This window comes from Bradyrhizobium sp. SZCCHNRI2009, assembly GCF_032485115.1.
GTDB lineage: Bacteria > Pseudomonadota > Alphaproteobacteria > Rhizobiales > Xanthobacteraceae > Bradyrhizobium.
The window spans coordinates 237,948-254,653 of sequence record NZ_JAUEUH010000004.1 but is presented as its reverse complement, the minus strand read 5'-3'; the positions used below and the strand labels follow the sequence as shown (position 1 = coordinate 254,653).

The window sequence follows — 16,706 nt, the reverse complement described above, 5'->3', positions numbered from 1 at the left end:
GAGCGCTTCGCCTGCGCCCCCTCCTCCGCGCAGCTCCCCCGCTCTTTTCGAATCCCTCGCATCGAATCCCCGTGATGGCTCCCGTCATTTCCGTTACCGGCCTGTCGAAGACCTATTCCTCGGGCTTCACCTCGCTCAACAATGTCGATCTCGCGATCGAGCGGGGCGAGATCTTCGCGCTGCTCGGGCCCAACGGCGCGGGCAAGACGACTCTGATCAGCATCATCTGCGGCATCGTCAATGCGTCCGCGGGCAAGGTCGCGGTCGGCGGCCACGACATCAACCGCGACTACCGTGCCGCACGGGCGCTGATCGGGCTGGTGCCGCAGGAGCTGCACACCGATTCGTTCGAGACCGTATGGGCCACGGTCAGCTTCAGCCGGGGGCTGTTCGGCAAGCCGAAGAACCCCGCCCTGATCGAGAAGATCCTCAAGGACCTGTCGCTCTGGGACAAGAAGGACGCCAAGATCATCACGCTCTCCGGCGGCATGAAGCGCCGCGTGATGATCGCGAAGGCGCTCTCGCACGAGCCGCAGGTGCTGTTCCTGGACGAGCCGACCGCGGGCGTCGACGTCGAGCTGCGCAAGGGCATGTGGGACGTCGTGCGCGAGCTGAAGGCCGCCGGCGTGACCATCATTCTCACCACGCACTACATCGAGGAAGCCGAGGAGATGGCCGATCGCGTCGGCGTCATCAACAAGGGCGAGATCGTGCTGGTCGAGGACAAGGCCAAGCTGATGGCGAAGCTCGGCCGGAAGCGGCTGAGCCTGCATCTGCAACACCGGATCGAGACCATCCCCGAGACGCTCGCGCCCTATCATCTGGCGCTGTCGGACGACGGCTGGCGGCTCGCCTATGACTACGATACCAAGGGCGAGCGCACCGGCATCACCAGCCTGCTCGGCGATCTCAGGACCGCCGGCATCCGCTTCGTCGATCTCGAGACCAAGCAATCATCCCTTGAAGACATCTTCGTGAGCCTGGTGCGGCAATGAATTTTCGCGCGGTCGCCGCAATCTACAAGTTCGAAATGGCGCGCACCTGGCGCACGCTGCTGCAGAGCATCGTGTCGCCCGTCGTGTCGACGTCGCTCTACTTCGTCGTGTTCGGCGCCGCGATCGGCTCGCGCATCAGCCACGTCGAGGGCGTCAGCTACGGCACCTTCATCGTGCCCGGCCTCGTGATGCTGTCGGTGTTGACCCAGAGCATCTCCAACGCCTCGTTCGGGATCTACTTCCCGAAATTCATCGGCACGATCTACGAGATCCTCTCGGCGCCGATCTCGCATTTCGAGATCGTGCTCGGCTATGTCGGCGCGGCCGCGACGAAATCCATCATTCTCGGGCTGATCATCCTCGCGACCGCCGGGCTGTTCGTGCCGCTGCACATCCAGCACCCGGTGTGGATGCTGTCGTTCCTGGTGCTGACGGCCGTGACCTTCAGCCTGTTCGGCTTCATCATCGGCATCTGGGCCGACGGCTTCGAGAAGCTGCAGATGGTCCCGATGCTGGTGGTGACGCCGCTCACGTTCCTCGGCGGCAGCTTCTACTCGGTCAACATGCTGCCGCCGACCTGGCATTCGATCGCGCTGCTCAACCCGGTGGTCTACCTGATCTCGGGCTTTCGCTGGAGCTTCTACGAGATCGCCGACGTCAGGGTGGAAATCAGCGTCGGCATGACGCTGCTGTTCCTGGCGATCTGCATGACGATCATCTGGTGGATCTTCAAGACGGGCTACCGGCTCAAGCATTGAGCCGGCGCCTCAACTCAGCGGTAGCAGTGGAAGCGGCCGTAGCCGTCGCGGTATCCCCGGCAGTGATAGTGCCGGTGGTAATAGGAGCGGTGCGGAATGCCGAGCACGCCTTCGACGGCGCCCACGGCTCCGCCGACGCCGGCACCGACCGCGCCGCCGACGACGCCGCCCACCGGACCGGCGATACGGTTGCCTTCGTGGGCCCCTTCATGGGCGCCACGGATGATGCCCTGGGCATGGGCGAATTGCGGCAGCGCCAGCCAGGCCAGCGCCAGGACGACCAGCGCGAGCGCAGCCAGCAGGTAGGTCAGCTTCTGCGGCGCGCGATCATCGAGCACCGCCGTCTTGGCCTTCATCGTCAACATTTTGAGTCCTGGGAACCGCATGGGGGAATCCTTGAAACGCGGATGCGGCCAAAAAGTTGCGCGGTCGTGACGAATTGCACCGATTAGAGAGGTCCCAAAACGCCGGAATGAAAGACCATCCGCGGTCGCGAAAATGTCAGCGCCGATGAACGCGGGGAGCCTTTGTCCTGGTCCTGCCCGACATTAAGGTTGAGGCTGCCCTCGGCTGGAACAAAGCCGGCAATTCCGACATAGTGCAGGCCGAGGCGATGACCTGGGCGTTAAAGTCCCGTTTTGAGGTCTCTCCACAGTCGAGGGCCCTGGAGGCCAGAGGTTAGATGCGTACCATCCTTTTTGCAGTTGCCGGCTTCGCCTTTCTGTCGGCCACGCCGGCTCTGGCCAAGATCGACATCACGGTCGACAAGAACAGCCAGATCATGACGGTCGCCGTCGATGGCGTCGAGCGCTATCGATGGCCAGTCTCGACCGGCATTCCCTCACGGGAAACGCCGAATGGCTCGTTCCGCGCCTTCCGCATGGAGGCCGATCATTTTTCCAAGGAATTCGACGACGCACCGATGCCGCATTCGATCTTCTTCACGAAGGTCGGTCACGCGATTCACGGCACCGATTCGGAGGGCCGGCTCGGGACCCCGGCGTCCCACGGCTGCGTCCGGCTGTCGAAGGCGAATGCCACGACGCTCTACGACCTGGTGCAAAAGGACGGCGTGCTCAACACCACGGTGACCCTGACCGGCTCGGCCGAGGTGGCGCTGGCGCGCAATCCACGCCGCGGCACCGCTGTTGCCCGCCGCGACGTGCCGCAGCAGTATGACGACAGTGGCGAGCCGGTCGTGCTGACTCCGCAGCCACAGATGCTGCCGGGACGCCAGGTCGTTCCGCAGCAGCGGCCCGATGACGGCTACATCTATCCCGCCGACGGCAGCGACAACGGCGTGCGCTATCCGGCGCCGCGCGGCACGGCCCGGCGCGTCTACGACGCGCAGGCCTATCCGCAGCAGCAGCAGTACGATTACCAAAACGGCAATCCGAGCTACGCGCAGCCGCGCTATTACCAGCCGCGCTCTTATTATCAGCCGCGCGGCTACTACACCTATCAGGACTGATCGCGCATTGATCCTCGCGGCCGGGCGCTGTTACGCAGCGCATCGGCGCCTCCTCACTCGGCGTTGACCCGCTCGAGCGAGGCGGACGCGCGATCGGCGCTGGCCTGCCCGCGAGCCGTCGGCATGCGCGCGCGCCGCTGCACGAAATACTGATCGGCCAGCACGCCGATCAGGATCACCGTGCCCATCACGGCGAAATTGAGCGAGCTCGGGATGCCCAGCAGATTGACCAGGTTCTGCAGCATCTGCAGCAGGATCGTGCCGAGCACGACGCCGATGACCGAGCCCTCGCCGCCGCGCAGCGAACAGCCCCCGAGCACCGCTGCGGCAATCGCATAGAGCTCGTAGAACGAGCCATGCACCGCCGGCGAGATCGACCGGGTGTACATCGCCAGCAGGACCGCGGCGAGCGCCGTCAGGGCGCCGCAGATCACATAGGCCGCGATCGTCACCCGATCGGACCGGATGCCGGAGTAGCGCGCCGCCTCCTCGTTCTTGCCGACTGCGTAGAAATAGCGGCCGTACACCGACCGGTGCAGCACCAGCCAGGCGATGCCGGCCACGATGGCGAGCGCCACGACGCTATGCGGCAGCGGAAAGCCGAGGACATCGGTGCGGCCGGCGGTCAGCCATTCCAGCGCCGGGAAGCTCGCGCCGTAGCCGAAGCCGGCCGTGGCATCCTCGGTGTAATAACGGGCCGCGCCGCGATAGATCAAAAGTCCGCACAGGGTCACCACGAAGGGCTGGATGCGCATCTTGGTCACCAGCGTGCCGTGGACCAGGCCGATGGCGACGCCGCCGGCGAGGATGAGGAACAAGGCGGCGACCCAGTCGACGTCCCGATTGACGATGAGGTCGATGAACAGCACGCCGAGCAACGCGATCACCGAGCCCACGGCGAGCTCGATGCCGCCAACGATGATGACGAAGGCCTCGGCGATCGAGAAGATTCCGAACATGCCGACCTGGTTGGCGGTATTGGAGAGGTTGCCGACCAGCAGGAAGCGCGGGTTGATGAAGGCGACGACGGCGCCGACCACCAGGATCAGGATCAGCAGGCTGAGATCTTTTTTCTGCACGGGCGCCCTCGCTCAGACGGTATGGCCGACGGCGAGCTGAAGCACGTTGTGCTCGCTGAACTCGTTGCGGGCCAGGAAGCCCGAAATCATGCCTTCATGCATCACGGCGATCCGGTCGCTCACCCCGATCACCTCCTCCATGTCGCTCGAGATCATCAGGATCGCGACGCCGGAATCCGCCAGCCGCCGCAGCATGTCGTAGATCTCCTGCTTGGCGCCGACATCGATGCCCCGGGTCGGCTCGTCGAAGATCAAGACCTTTGGCCGCATCGACAGCCATTTGGCGAGCACGACCTTCTGCTGGTTGCCGCCGGACAAGGTGCCGACCGAGACCTTGACGTCGGACGCCCGGATCTTGAGCCGTTCGCGCTGCCGGTCGGCATTCTCGGTCTCACGCCTGATGTCGACAAGTCCAAAGCTGAGATAGGAGGCGAGATCCGGCAGCGAGATGTTCTCGGCGATCGACAGGTCGAGCAGCAGGCCGCAGGCCTTGCGGTCTTCCGGAATGAGATAGATGCCGCGATCGATCGCCGCGCGCGGTGTCGAGATGCGGATCGGCTCGCCCTCCAGGCTGATGCCCCCGGCCAGCAGCGGCTCGACGCCGAAGATGCCGCGCGCGAGCTCGGTGCGGCCGGAGCCGACGAGACCTGCAAGCCCGAGGATCTCGCCGCGCCGGAGCTGCAGGCTGACGGCCTGGTTGGGATAGGTCGCGGTCACGGCCTCCACCACGTCGAGCACGGCCTCGCCGGGCGGCGCGGCCGGCGGCACGTAGAGTGACCGCAGGTCCCGGCCGATCATCAGCCGGATCATCGCGGCAGGACTGAGCTCGTCCCGCGTGAGCGCGCCAACCATGCGGCCGTCGCGCAGCACGATCGCGCGATCGGCGCATTGCATGACTTCGTTCAAGCGATGCGTGATGAAGATGACGCTGACCCCGCCCGCCTTCAGGCCGGCGATGACCTGCATCAGCCGCTCGGTTTCCGACAGCGTCAGGCTGGAGGTCGGCTCGTCCATGATCACGCAGCGCGCATCGAGCGACAAAGCCTTCATGATCTCGACCAGCTGGCGCTGCGCCAAAGACAGCTCGGCAAGCGGCGTCTCCGGCTCGAAATCGGCCCCGAGGCGCGCGATCAGCGGGCGCACCCTGGCCCGCAGCGTCGCCCGGTCGATCAGCCGCAGCGGACCGCCATAGACCGGCTCGCGGCCGATGAAGACGTTGCCTGCGACATCGAGATTGTCGAACAGGTTCAGCTCCTGGTGGACGAAGGCGATGCCGGACGCGATCGCGTCCGCCACCGTGTAGCTGGTCCGCGCCGTGCCATCGATCCGGATCGTGCCGCTGCTCGGCTCGACGACGCCGCCGAGCACGCGCATCAAGGTCGACTTGCCGGCGCCGTTCTCGCCGACCAGGGCGATCACCTCGCCGGGCGCGACCGACAGGCTGGCGTGGTCGAGCGCGACCACGCCAGGATAGGTCTTGCCGATGTCGATCAGCTCGAGGAAGGGCTCGCGCACGCCGGCCGTCGCGCTACTTCTTCAGCATCTGCTTCATCTGCGCCATGAAGTCGTCGACGTTCGACTTCTCGATCACCTTGCCGGGCACGATGATGATGCCGTTCGCCGGCACGCCCGACTTGTCGCCCTCAACGACCTTCGCCATCAGCTTCATGCCCTGATAGCCCCACTCGAACGGCTGCTGCACGACGGTGCCCTCGATCGCGCCGTCCTTGACGCCGCCGAGCGTGATCGGATCCTCGTCGAAGCCGATGATCTTGATCTTGCCGAGCTTGCCGGCCTCCTTCAGCACCTCATAGATGCGCGGGGTGTTGTAGGAATAGAAGCCGACCAGGCAGCTCACGTCCGGCATCGCTGCCAGGATGTCCTCGACATTGCGCTTGGCCCGGGTCTGGTCGATCTCGTCGCCGCGCACGTCGACCAGTTCGACCTTCGATCCCTTGATGGTCTCCTTCACGCCTTCGATGCGCTCGCGAGCGTTGTCGGCCCCGAGCAGGCCGACGAAGCCGACACATTTGCCGCCGTTCGGGAGCGCCTTCAGCATCAGCTTGCCGGCATCCTTGCCGAGCTCGGTATTGGAGGAGCCGATATAGGCGATGCGTTTGGATTGCGGGGCGTCGCTGTCGGTGGTGAAGAGCACCGTCTGTGCGGCAATCTTGTTGAGGTGCTCAGTCTGGTTCTTCGGATCGACGGCGCTCACCATGATTCCGGCGGCCCCGGCCGCGACGAGGTCATCCAGCATCCGCTGCTGCACGGCGGCTGCCGCCTGCTCGGGATATTTGAGCTGCAGGTTGTAATTGGGCAACTCGCCCTGCGCCTTCTTCACGCCGGCCTCGGCGATCTTCCAAAAGTCGGAGGCACCGTTGACGACGAAGGCGAGGACCTTCTTGTCCGCGGCTCCCGCGGAGCCGAGACCGAGCGCCATCGACAACAAGGCAGACGCACCGGCAATCCAAAGACGCTTCATTGAACCCCTCCCATGTGAAGCCGGCCTGCTTTGATGCGGCCGGCATTTGGTAGTCGAACGATATCTAGTCGCGAACAGTCGTCTCTCGTCCGAACCGCTGGCTCCGCCCGGACGAACAGCACCTCGATCTGGACAGCGTCCGCGCGATCGTTCGCTCAGGGCAAGACGACCAGACCGGTCCCTCACCGCTCAGTTTGCGATCCAGCTCGACTGCGCGTGCGTGCCCCAACCCACCCATTCGAAGACGCGCAAAGTACCGACCTCAAATGAGGGGCGCACCTCAAGGTAGCATGGTCATGACGGGCACGCAACAGAGGCCCGCGCAGAAAGCGCGAAACCACTGCGTTTTGCGATGCGGTACAGCAAAGTCGGCGATCAGACGCTCGAGAAATCGATGCGGCAATGCAACCGAGGCCCGCCGCTGACGAGGCGCGCACCTCTTTGGGCGCAGACGCCATCATCACGGCGATCCAAGCCCGGCGACGTCGAACGGCGGCAGTGCCCTGTTACTCGCCGTCGCGAAGCCGCCGATACACCGCGCCGAGAATGTTCGAATAATCGTCGGTCCAGACCCGTTCGCCGTCGGTCGGCTCAGTTTCGGTCCACTTGTCCGAGGAGGCCAGCTTGCCGACGTCGGCGTCCTCGCGCGCGCTGATGACGACGTCGGTGGAGAAGATGTACTCGTCGTCGCGGCCGGAGTCCTCGTTGTAGACCCAGCTCTTCAGGTCGTTGGCGTCGGCGATGCCGACAACGACGCTCTCCAGCTCCAGATGCCGATTGGAGACATGCATCACAACGGCGCCCTGCGGCGCCAGCTTCGCCTTGTAGATCGCCATCGCCTCCTCCGTCGCCAGATGGATCGGAATCGCATCCGAGGAATAGGCGTCGACGATGATCAGATCGTAGGCGCCGTCCGGCTCCTTGGCAAAGGTCAGCCGGGCATCGCCGATGACGGGCTTGATGTCCGGCGCGCAGTTCCTGATGTAGCTGAAATATTTCGTGTCGCTGGCGGTGTCGACCATGGTCTGATCGATCTCGAAGAATTTCCAGCTCTCGCCAGGCTCGGCTGCGCATGTGAGTGTGCCGGCGCCGACGCCGATGACGGCGACCTTGAGCGGCGCGCCCTTGCGCTCTCGGATCGCGGTGATGGCGCGGCCGATGCCGCCGTCCTTGTGATAGTAGGTGATCGGCTCGGGCCGCCCCGTCACCTTGGAGCCATCGGCGTTGAGATATTTCTGCGCGCCGTGAATGGTCGTGCCGTGCATCAGCACGTGGTAGTGCCCGTCCGATGTCACCACGATCTTGTGCACGCCGAAGAAGCTGCGCACCGTCTCGACGCGGCCGTCATCGGCCGGATAGGCGCGGATCAGGACGAGCGCGAGCGCGGCCGTCGCGAACACCTTCCAGCGGCCACCGTTCAGCAGCAGAGCGAGCAGCGCTGCGAGCACGCCCACGGCGCCCGCGACATAGACGCGGTGGTCCTCGAGATAGGTCGTGACCTTGCCGGTCATGCCGGCGGGCACCAGCAGCGCGACGGCGATGACCGCGAGCGGGAGCCAATACCAGCGCGTGATCCCGGGCAAGCGCTCGTTGGCCGCGGGCCGGCACAGCGCCGCCAGCGCCAGCAGGATCGGATATTCGGCAACCCATGAGAAGGTGAAGGGGGCGATCAAGCCGGCGAACAGGCCGCCGACCATGCCACCGAACGACAGCGCGACATAGAAGCCGGTGAGATATTTGGCCGGCGGGCGCGTGCGCGCGAGCTCACCATGGCAGGCCATGGCGATGATGAAGAAGCAGAGCTGGTGACCGCCGAGCGTGAGCGCGAGATTCTGCTCGCCGCCGAAGGCGAGCAGCACGACGACGCCGGCGATCGCCAGCGGCTGCAGCGCCAGCATCCATTTGTGCGGCAGCAGCGGCCGCGACTGGAACACCAGCACCCAGGTCAGCAAATAGAGCGACAGCGGCAGCACCCATAGCAAGGGGGCGGCCGCGACGTCGGTGGAGATGTGCGCGGTCACCGCGATCAGCAGGCCGGAGGGCACTGCGGCCAGGAAGATCCAGCGCAGGCGCAGCAGCCAGCGTGGCGCCGGCGCATGGCTCTCCTCGGTCTGCAGCAGGCTCGTCACGATCACGGGCGACCGCAGCAGCAGGACGCCGCAGCCGGCGATCAGCGCGATCAGGAGGCCATAGCCACCGGTCCAGATCAGGTTCTGCATGCGCAGGCTGAAGATCGGCTCGATCAGCAGAGGATAGGACAGCAGCGCCAGAAAGCTGCCGATGTTCGACGACGCATAGAGGAAATACGGGTCGGGCGCGGCCGGATGACCCGTGCGCACGAACCACGCCTGCAGCAGCGGATTGTTGGCGGCGAGCGCGAAAAACGGCAGGCCGATCGACACGGTGAACAGGCCGAGCAGCCACAGCCCGTAGCCCGAGGTCGGCGGATCGCCCCAGCTACTCGCGATCGACAGCGGCAAGCCCAGGATTGCGAAACCGAGCAGCAGCAGATGAATCGCGATCGGCAGCACCCGGCTGCGCAGCTGGGTGAGAAAATGCGCATAGGCGTAGCCCGCCAGCAGCAGGGTCTGGAAGAACACCATCGCCACCGACCACACCGCCGGCGAGCCGCCGAGCCGCGGCAGCACCATCTTGGTGAACAGCGGCTGCACCGAGAACAACAGCAGCGCGCTGACGAAAATGGCGGCGGTATAGACGACGAGCACCAGCCGGTTGCGTGCGGCGGAGGGCTGAGCGACGGCGGCGGGCGAGGCGATTGAGGTCATGACAACTCCGGCAGCAGCGCGGCCGGCATCAGATGCCGAGGCCGGACCGCGATGAGCAGACGAGACATAGCGGATCGCAGGGCGGTATGGCGAGCAGCTGAGGCAAAATGGAGTTTTCCTTGACGTCGCAGCCTTCCGGCGCGACAGCACCAGCCGAGGTTCCCGGTGCGAGCCATTAAACAGGGCTTCTTGAAGCTGACATGAATGAAACCGACGTCATCATCATCGGCGCGGGCCACAACGGCCTGACCTGTGCGGCCTATCTCGCCATGGCGGGCCTGCGCGTGCATGTGGTCGAGCGTCGCAAGGTGGTCGGCGGCGCCGCGGTGACGGAGGAGTTTCAACCGGGCTTCCGCAACTCCGTCGCGTCCTACACGGTGAGCCTGCTCAATCCGCGCGTCATCTCCGACCTGAAGCTGCACGAGCACGGGCTCGAGATCGTCGAGCGCCGGGCGCAGAACTTCCTGCCCTCGCCGGACGGTCGCTATCTGCTGACGGGCGAGGGTCGCACGCTGGCTTCGGTTGCGCGGCTGAGCCAGCGCGACGCCGACGCGATCGGCCCGTTCTCGGCCCGGCTCGAGGCGATCGCGGACGTGCTGCGCAGCCTCGTGCTGCGGGCGCCACCGAATCTGGTCGCCCAGTTCGGGCTGTCGGCGATCCGCGAGGCGTTCAACGCGCTCGGCACCGCCAACACCCTGCGCGCACTGTCGCTGGAGCAGCAGCGCGACCTGCTCGACCTTTTCACGCGCTCGGCCGGCGAGATGCTCGACGAAATCTTCGAGACCGACCTGGTGAAAGCGCTGTTCGGCTTCGATGCCATCGTCGGCAACTATGCCAGCCCCTACGCTGCCGGCTCGGCCTATGTGATGCTGCATCACGCCTTCGGCGAGGTGAACGGCAAGAAGGGCGTCTGGGGCCATGCGATCGGCGGGATGGGCGCGATCACGCAGGCGATGGCCGGGTGCCTGAAAGAGCTGGGAACGCTGGTCGAGGTCGAGACCGGCGTGCGCGAGGTGATCGTCGAGCGCGACCGCGCGGTCGGCATCGTGCTCGAGGATGGCCGCACCATCCGCGCCCGCCATGTCGTCGCCAACGTGAACCCGAAGCTGCTGTATACGCGCCTGGTGCCGGCCGGTGCCGTGCCCGAGCCGTTCCTGAGCCGCATCCGGAACTGGCGCTGCGGTTCGGGCACGTTCCGCATGAACGTGGCGCTCGACCGGCTGCCCTCGTTCAGCGCGCTGCCGGGCGAAGGCGACCATCTGTCCGCGGGAATCATCCTTGGCCCGAGCCTCGGCTACATGGACCAGGCCTATCTCGACGCGCGGGCGCATGGCTGGAGCCGCGATCCCGTGGTCGAACTGCTGATCCCCTCCACGCTCGACCCGACGCTGGCGCCCGCGGGCCGGCACGTCGCCAGCCTGTTCTGCCAGCATGTCGCGCCCGAGCTGCCGGACGGCCGCTCCTGGGACAATCATCGCGACGAGGTCGCGGACCTGATGATCGCGACCGTCGACCGCTATGCGCCGGGCTTTGCGGCCAGCGTGCTCGGCCGGCAGGTGCTGTCACCGCTCGACCTCGAACGCCAGTTCGGGCTGATCGGTGGCGACATCTTCCACGGCGCGCTGACCTTGAACCAGTTGTTCTCGGCCCGCCCCATGCTCGGTCACGCCGACTATCGCTCGCCGCTGAAGGGGCTCTACCATTGCGGCTCGGGCAGCCACCCCGGTGGCGGCGTCACCGGCGCCCCCGGCCACAATGCGGCCCAGGCGATCCTGGCGGACCATCGCGCTTTGTTCGGCTGAGGATAAGGGGTGGAAAGGCGCGGCACACCCGTGTGGACAAGCGGTGGATCAACCGCCAAAGAAGCAGTGCACGGCCGTGTGGATATGCTGTGGACCCGGCGTTCGATACGCCCTCTCAAGAGCAGAAAAACCGGGCGCTGAGGCCCGGTTCTTCGAGGACGCCGCGGCGGTCGGATTACTTCAGCGACGTGTTGATCGATTCGAACTTGCTGCTGAGCGAGCTGCCCAGGCCGTTGACGGCGGCAATGATCGCCAGCGAGATGCCCGCTGCAATCAGGCCGTATTCGATGGCGGTGGCGCCGGATTCATCACGCAAGAACTTCGACAGAATGGACTTCATCTGAACCTCGTTTCCCAACCCAGGAACCGAGGATCATCCGGTTCCCATGACGGGAAAATTAGGGGCCAGGACCCTAAAGTCGGGATAATGCCCCCAGTTCAAGTTGCAGAGATTCTTCGCTGCAATTGAACCTCAACTTTTATTCGGATCAGGAAAGGCATTATACAACCGCCGGATGTGCAGATCCGGCCGCATTGCGGCCCTATCGCTTGCGTTGGCAGGCAATTCCCTTAACCACGCCGTCAAATCTCGCCAGGATCCACCTTGATGACCTCAACGACCACGCCCGCCACCCACAAGGCCAGCTTCACGGTTGCCGATGAAGCGACCGCCCGCCCGGCGGTCGACGTCCTGACCGAGGTGTTCTTCGAGGGCGACGCGGCGGTGGCGGCGTTCGAGCGTCCGGACGGGCGCTGGGACGTCACGGTTCATTTTGCCGACCCGCCCGACCAGGCGCTGGTGCGCGAGTTGGTCGGCGGGGCGGCAGGCTCCGACGTGGCCCAGACCCTGGCGTTCGAGGTCGTCGAGGCCAAGGACTGGGTCAAGGCCAGCCTGGACGACCTCGTTCCGGTGCCGGCCGGCCGCTTCATGGTCCATGGCAGCCATGACCGGCAGCGGGTGCCCGCCAACAAGCTCGGGATCGAGATCGAGGCGGCGCTCGCCTTCGGCACCGGCCACCACGGCACCACCCGCGGCTGCCTGCTGCTGCTTGATCACGTGCTCAAGACGCGCGCGCCGCGACAGGTGCTCGACCTCGGCACCGGAACCGGCGTGCTCGCCATCGCCGCCGCCAAGGCGACGCACCGGTCCGTGCTGGCGAGCGACATCGATGCGCCCTCGGTCATGGTGGCGCGGGAGAACGCCCGGCTCAACGGCGCAGGCCCCCTGGTCCGGGTCATCCGCGCCACCGGCTTCGCCGCCCCGGACTTTGCCCGGTGCGGCCCATTCGACCTGGTGCTGGCGAATATCCTGGCCAACCCGCTGCGCCAGCTGGCCGCGCCGATGCTGCGCCACCTCGCGCCTGGAGCCTTCGTGATCCTGTCGGGCCTGTTGACCCCGCAGGCACGCGCCGTCCGCGCCGCCTATCGCGCTCGCGGCCTGGTTCCGATCCGGCATTTGAGAATCGAAGGGTGGAGCAGCCTGTTGCTGCAGAAGCAGCAGTGAGGCAGTCAGCTCACGGCGTGGATCGAACCTGCACGCTAACCTGCACGCCGGTGCGGCAAGCTCGCGACTACGTCTTCGGCTGGCTCTGCTGGGAGGTGGAGTCGGACTGATTACGCGAGGCACGTCGACCGCGCGGCGCAACGAGACGATTGACGAGATCGGCCAGCGCGCTGCGCGGCTTCTCGGCCGGTGCGGACGCCGGTCCGCTTGGCGCGGGCGCCGATAGTTTTTCGAAGGTAAAAGCAGGCATCGTGCATCCCCTCGCCGTTGAGTTGAGGCACTCCCCGGATCATGCGACCGACCGCGGATGATCTTTACGATCGCGGTCGTCACGTCCATACGTTTCCTCGCCGCACCTCTTTCGGATGACTGGCATGCGACAGCAAATCTTTTTGCACAGGCGAATGCAAGGAGATTCTTCGTGCACTGCACTGTCTGCTGAAGGAGTATTCGTCGCGGACGCGGCAAGATCCACTTCTGCGGCAGGATCCACTTCTAAAGTATGAGACCGATGTTCGAAGCTCTGTTCCAGACGTTCGAAGAACCCGAAACCGGCGTGGCGCTGACCGCGCGGCTGGCCGCGCTCCGCGAAGAGCTGGCCAGGCGCAAGCTCACCGGATTCATCGTGCCTCGGGCCGACCAGCAGCAGAACGAATATGTGCCGCCATCGGAGGAAAGGCTGGCATGGCTGACCGGCTTCACCGGCTCGGCCGGCCTCGCGATCGTGCTGCCGCAGGCAGCCGCGATATTCGTCGACGGCCGCTATACGCTGCAGGCCGGCAAGCAGGTCGACGGCAAGGCCTGGATGGTGGAATCGCTGATCGAGCCACCGCCCGAGAGTTGGCTGACGCGACACCTGCAGAGCGGTGACCGCGTCGGCTTCGATCCGTGGCTGCATACGACGGCCGCGGCCGAACGTCTGGCCGCCGCTTGCGCCAAGGCGGGCGCGGAGCTGGTGCCGGTCGAGCGCAACCCGGTCGACAGCATCTGGACCGAACGGCCGCTGCCGCCGCTCGGCGCCGTCTCCATCCACGGCGCGGAATTGTCCGGCGAGAGCGAGGCGGACAAGCTCGGCCGGATCCGCCTGGAGATCGAGCGCCTCGGGGTCGAGGCGCTGGTGCTGTCCGATTCCCACAACGTCGCCTGGACCTTCAACATCCGCGGCGCCGACGTCTCGCACACGCCGCTGCCGCTGTCCTATGCGCTGGTGCCGAAGGCCGGACGTCCGACGATCTTCATCGATTCCCGCAAGCTCTCGAACCTGACGCGCGATCATCTCGAGCAGAGCGCTGATGTGGCGGAGCCGGACACGCTGACACTGCGCCTGAGCGAGCTCGCACAATCCGGCGCAGCCGTCGCGCTCGACAGCGCCACGGCCGCCGATGCCCTGACGCGGCTGATCCAGGGCGCCGGCGGCAAGGCGGTGCGCGGCGCCGATCCGGTCAGCCTGCTCAAGGCCGCCAAGAACGCGGTGGAGATCGAGGGTACGCGGCGCGCCCATCAGCGCGATGCGGTGGCGCTGGCGCGCTTTCTCGCCTTCATCGATCGCGAGGCGCCGAAGGGCACGTTGACCGAGATCGATGCGGTCGAGGCGCTGGAGAGCTTTCGCCGCGACACCGGCGCACTCAGGGACGTCTCGTTCCCGACCATCTCGGGCACCGGTCCCAACGGCGCCATCGTGCATTATCGCGTCACGCGCAAGAGCAACCGCCGCATCATGCCGGGTGATCTGCTGCTGATCGATTCCGGCGCGCAATATCAGGACGGCACCACTGACGTCACCCGCACGATCGCCGTGGGCGCGCCGACCGAGGAGATGCGCGACCGCTTCACCCGCGTGCTGCGCGGCCACCTCGCAATCGCACGCGCGATCTTCCCCGACGGCACCACCGGTGCGCAGCTCGACACCCTGGCGCGGCAGTTCCTGTGGCAGGCGGGCATCGATTTCGAGCACGGCACCGGCCACGGCGTCGGCAGCTATCTGTCGGTGCACGAGGGGCCCGCGCGCATCTCGAAGCTCGGCACGACGCCGCTGAAGCGCGGCATGATCCTGTCCAACGAGCCCGGCTACTACAAGACCGACGCCTTCGGCATCCGCATCGAGAACCTCGAGCTCGTTGTGGCGAAGGACGTCGCGGGCGCAGAGAAGCCGATGAACGGCTTCGAGGCGCTGACCCTGGCGCCGATCGACCGCCGCCTGATCGATGTCGTCATGCTGACCGCCGAGGAACGGGCATGGCTCGACGCCTATCATGCCCGGGTCAGGGAGACCGTCCGTGCAGCGCTCGACGACAGCGACCAGCGCTGGCTCGATCAGGCGACTGCGCCACTGTAGTCATCCGGACTGTCCAGCTACGAACTGTCCCGCTGCCCGCATGGGCGCATGCCGAAACAGGCATTTCCGCGAAGTGGAAGGCCGCTACAGTCGGGGCGTTCACCCGATTTGAGCGGCAGCATGCATGGAATGATCAGCAGACCGCCTGGGGCGGCGCCACCGCGCGCCGCTCCCTCGCGCACGCTGCTGGTCCTGCTGGTCGTGATGACCGGGCTGGCGCCGATCTCGCTATACCTGCTGGTGCCAGCCCTGCCGATGCTCGCGACCACGTTCGGGCGCGACGCCTCCGTGGTGCAGATGACGGTGTCGTTCTACATGGCCGGCATCGCGATCTCGCAGCTGCTGCTCGGGCCGCTGTCGGACCGCTTCGGCCGCCGCCCCGTGATGCTCGCAGGGCTCGCGCTGTCGATCGTCGCGAGCGTGAGCTGCATCTTCGCCGACACCCTGCCCCAGCTCATCGCGGCGCGCTTCTTCCAGGCGCTCGGCAGCGCCAGCGGCATGGTGATCAGCCGCGCCATCATCCGCGATCTCTATCCGCGCGAGCGCATCGGCGCGATGATCAGCCTCGTCGTCGCGGTCATGATGATCGCGCAGATGCTGTCGCCGCTGACCGGCGGCCTGATCGAGATCGCGTTCGGCTGGCACGCCATCTTCTACATCGTCGCCGCGCTGTCGATCGTGATCGCGATCGCCGTGACCATGGCGCTGCCGGAGACCCGCCCTGCCCGCGTCGAAGACGCGAGCTTCCGCCGCGACGTCGCCATGCTGGTGAAGAGCCGCGCCTTCCTCGGCTACATGCTGTGCCAGGTGCTGGCCTCGCAGATCATCTTCGCCTTCGCCGGCGGCGGGCCGTATATCGTCGAGGTGCAGATGGGCCGCTCCTCGGCCGAGTATGGCGCGTGGTTTGCGACCACCGGCTTCGCCTATTTCGTCGGCAACCTGTTCTGCGTGCGCTACGCGCCGCGCCATTCGCTCGATCGGCTGATCTGGTTCGGACTGGGGCTGCAGCTCACCAGCGCCGCGCTGAACTTCACGTGGAGCCTGTTCGGCTTCAACCAGGTGCCTTCGGTGCTGTTCGGCACGCAGATGCTGCTGATGTTCGCCAATGCCGCCGTGATGGCGAACTCCGCCGCCGGCGCCATCAGCGTCCGGCCGGGCGCGGCGGGCACCGCCTCCGGCGCGATGGGCTTCCTGCAGATGGGCGTGGGCGCGCTGACGTCGCAGCTCGGCGCCTGGCTCGGCGGCCATTTCAGCAGCACGCTGCCGCTGACATCAGCGATGCTCACCCTGTCCCTCGCCTGCGCCTGCAGCATGATCTTCCTGGTCCCGCGCACGCAGATGAAGGTGACGAAGGAGCTGATCGAGACGGCGGAAGAGGACGAAGCCGGGGTAATGTGAGGGAGGCGCGTGAGCGACCGCACGACCGCGCGTCACTCTCGGCGTCATACCCGCGCAGGCGGGTAATCCAGCAGGCCGAAGCGTCCTGGCTCCATG

The 16,706-nt window shown here is 66.1% G+C and carries 14 protein-coding genes; 7 read left to right on the top strand and 7 right to left on the bottom strand.

What is annotated here, in order from left to right:
• The first annotated feature begins 74 nt into the window (after nucleotides 1–74).
• Nucleotides 75–995 (top strand): ABC transporter ATP-binding protein, encoded by a 921-nt coding sequence (locus tag QX041_RS16280; RefSeq protein WP_315752447.1) that lies wholly within the window; start codon nucleotides 75–77, stop codon nucleotides 993–995.
• Entirely contained in the window at nucleotides 992–1,753 is a 762-nt protein-coding gene (locus tag QX041_RS16275; protein ID WP_316165963.1) for an ABC transporter permease, read from the top strand. The genes QX041_RS16280 and QX041_RS16275 overlap by 4 nt, the downstream gene beginning before the upstream one ends.
• 14 nt (nucleotides 1,754–1,767) lie before the next feature.
• Here the strand turns inward: QX041_RS16275 and QX041_RS16270 are convergent, their stop codons facing one another.
• Nucleotides 1,768–2,118, bottom strand: a complete 351-nt coding sequence (locus QX041_RS16270) for a hypothetical protein (protein WP_316165961.1) — start codon at nucleotides 2,116–2,118, stop codon at nucleotides 1,768–1,770.
• Nucleotides 2,119–2,435: 317 nt separating this feature from the next.
• On the opposite strand from QX041_RS16270, the gene QX041_RS16265 reads away from it, so the two are divergent.
• A complete protein-coding gene (locus QX041_RS16265; RefSeq protein ID WP_315713413.1) occupies nucleotides 2,436–3,224 on the top strand; it encodes a L,D-transpeptidase in 789 nt (262 codons plus the stop codon).
• 53 nt (nucleotides 3,225–3,277) lie between these two features.
• On the opposite strand, the gene QX041_RS16260 is transcribed toward QX041_RS16265, so the two are convergent.
• The 4 genes from QX041_RS16260 to QX041_RS16245 form a co-directional block, all read right to left on the bottom strand.
• A complete protein-coding gene (locus QX041_RS16260; RefSeq protein ID WP_316165960.1) occupies nucleotides 3,278–4,303 on the bottom strand; it encodes an ABC transporter permease in 1,026 nt (341 codons plus the stop codon).
• A gap of 12 nt (nucleotides 4,304–4,315) precedes the next feature.
• Nucleotides 4,316–5,818 carry a sugar ABC transporter ATP-binding protein gene (locus QX041_RS16255; RefSeq protein ID WP_316165959.1) on the bottom strand — a complete coding sequence of 501 codons (1,503 nt, stop codon included), beginning with the start codon at nucleotides 5,816–5,818 and terminating at the stop codon, nucleotides 4,316–4,318.
• A gap of 13 nt (nucleotides 5,819–5,831) precedes the next feature.
• Nucleotides 5,832–6,785, bottom strand: a complete 954-nt coding sequence (locus QX041_RS16250) for a sugar-binding protein (RefSeq protein WP_315713416.1) — start codon at nucleotides 6,783–6,785, stop codon at nucleotides 5,832–5,834.
• 506 nt (nucleotides 6,786–7,291) lie between these two features.
• Nucleotides 7,292–9,571, bottom strand: coding sequence for a fused MFS/spermidine synthase (locus QX041_RS16245; RefSeq protein WP_315713417.1), 2,280 nt, complete (start codon nucleotides 9,569–9,571; stop codon nucleotides 7,292–7,294).
• A gap of 200 nt (nucleotides 9,572–9,771) precedes the next feature.
• On the opposite strand from QX041_RS16245, the gene QX041_RS16240 reads away from it, so the two are divergent.
• Nucleotides 9,772–11,373 carry an NAD(P)/FAD-dependent oxidoreductase gene (locus QX041_RS16240; protein WP_316165958.1) on the top strand — a complete coding sequence of 534 codons (1,602 nt, stop codon included), beginning with the start codon at nucleotides 9,772–9,774 and terminating at the stop codon, nucleotides 11,371–11,373.
• Between the two features lie 175 nt (nucleotides 11,374–11,548).
• On the opposite strand, the gene QX041_RS16235 is transcribed toward QX041_RS16240, so the two are convergent.
• A complete protein-coding gene (locus QX041_RS16235; RefSeq protein WP_315713419.1) occupies nucleotides 11,549–11,713 on the bottom strand; it encodes a Flp family type IVb pilin in 165 nt (54 codons plus the stop codon).
• 267 nt (nucleotides 11,714–11,980) lie between these two features.
• Here QX041_RS16235 and QX041_RS16230 point away from each other — a divergent pair, with 267 nt between their 5' ends.
• Nucleotides 11,981–12,877: a 50S ribosomal protein L11 methyltransferase gene (locus QX041_RS16230; protein WP_316165957.1), complete on the top strand. Its 897-nt coding sequence runs from the start codon at nucleotides 11,981–11,983 to the stop codon at nucleotides 12,875–12,877.
• A gap of 67 nt (nucleotides 12,878–12,944) precedes the next feature.
• On the opposite strand, the gene QX041_RS16225 is transcribed toward QX041_RS16230, so the two are convergent.
• The gene (locus QX041_RS16225; protein WP_315713421.1) at nucleotides 12,945–13,127 is read right to left on the bottom strand and encodes a hypothetical protein; all 183 of its coding nucleotides are present in this window, start codon (nucleotides 13,125–13,127) and stop codon (nucleotides 12,945–12,947) included.
• A gap of 261 nt (nucleotides 13,128–13,388) precedes the next feature.
• On the opposite strand from QX041_RS16225, the gene QX041_RS16220 reads away from it, so the two are divergent.
• The gene (locus QX041_RS16220) at nucleotides 13,389–15,212 is read left to right on the top strand and encodes an aminopeptidase P family protein (RefSeq protein WP_316165956.1); all 1,824 of its coding nucleotides are present in this window, start codon (nucleotides 13,389–13,391) and stop codon (nucleotides 15,210–15,212) included.
• A 120-nt stretch (nucleotides 15,213–15,332) separates the two neighbouring features.
• Nucleotides 15,333–16,610, top strand: a complete 1,278-nt coding sequence (locus tag QX041_RS16215; RefSeq protein WP_316165955.1) for a multidrug effflux MFS transporter — start codon at nucleotides 15,333–15,335, stop codon at nucleotides 16,608–16,610.
• Nucleotides 16,611–16,706 lie beyond the last annotated feature (96 nt).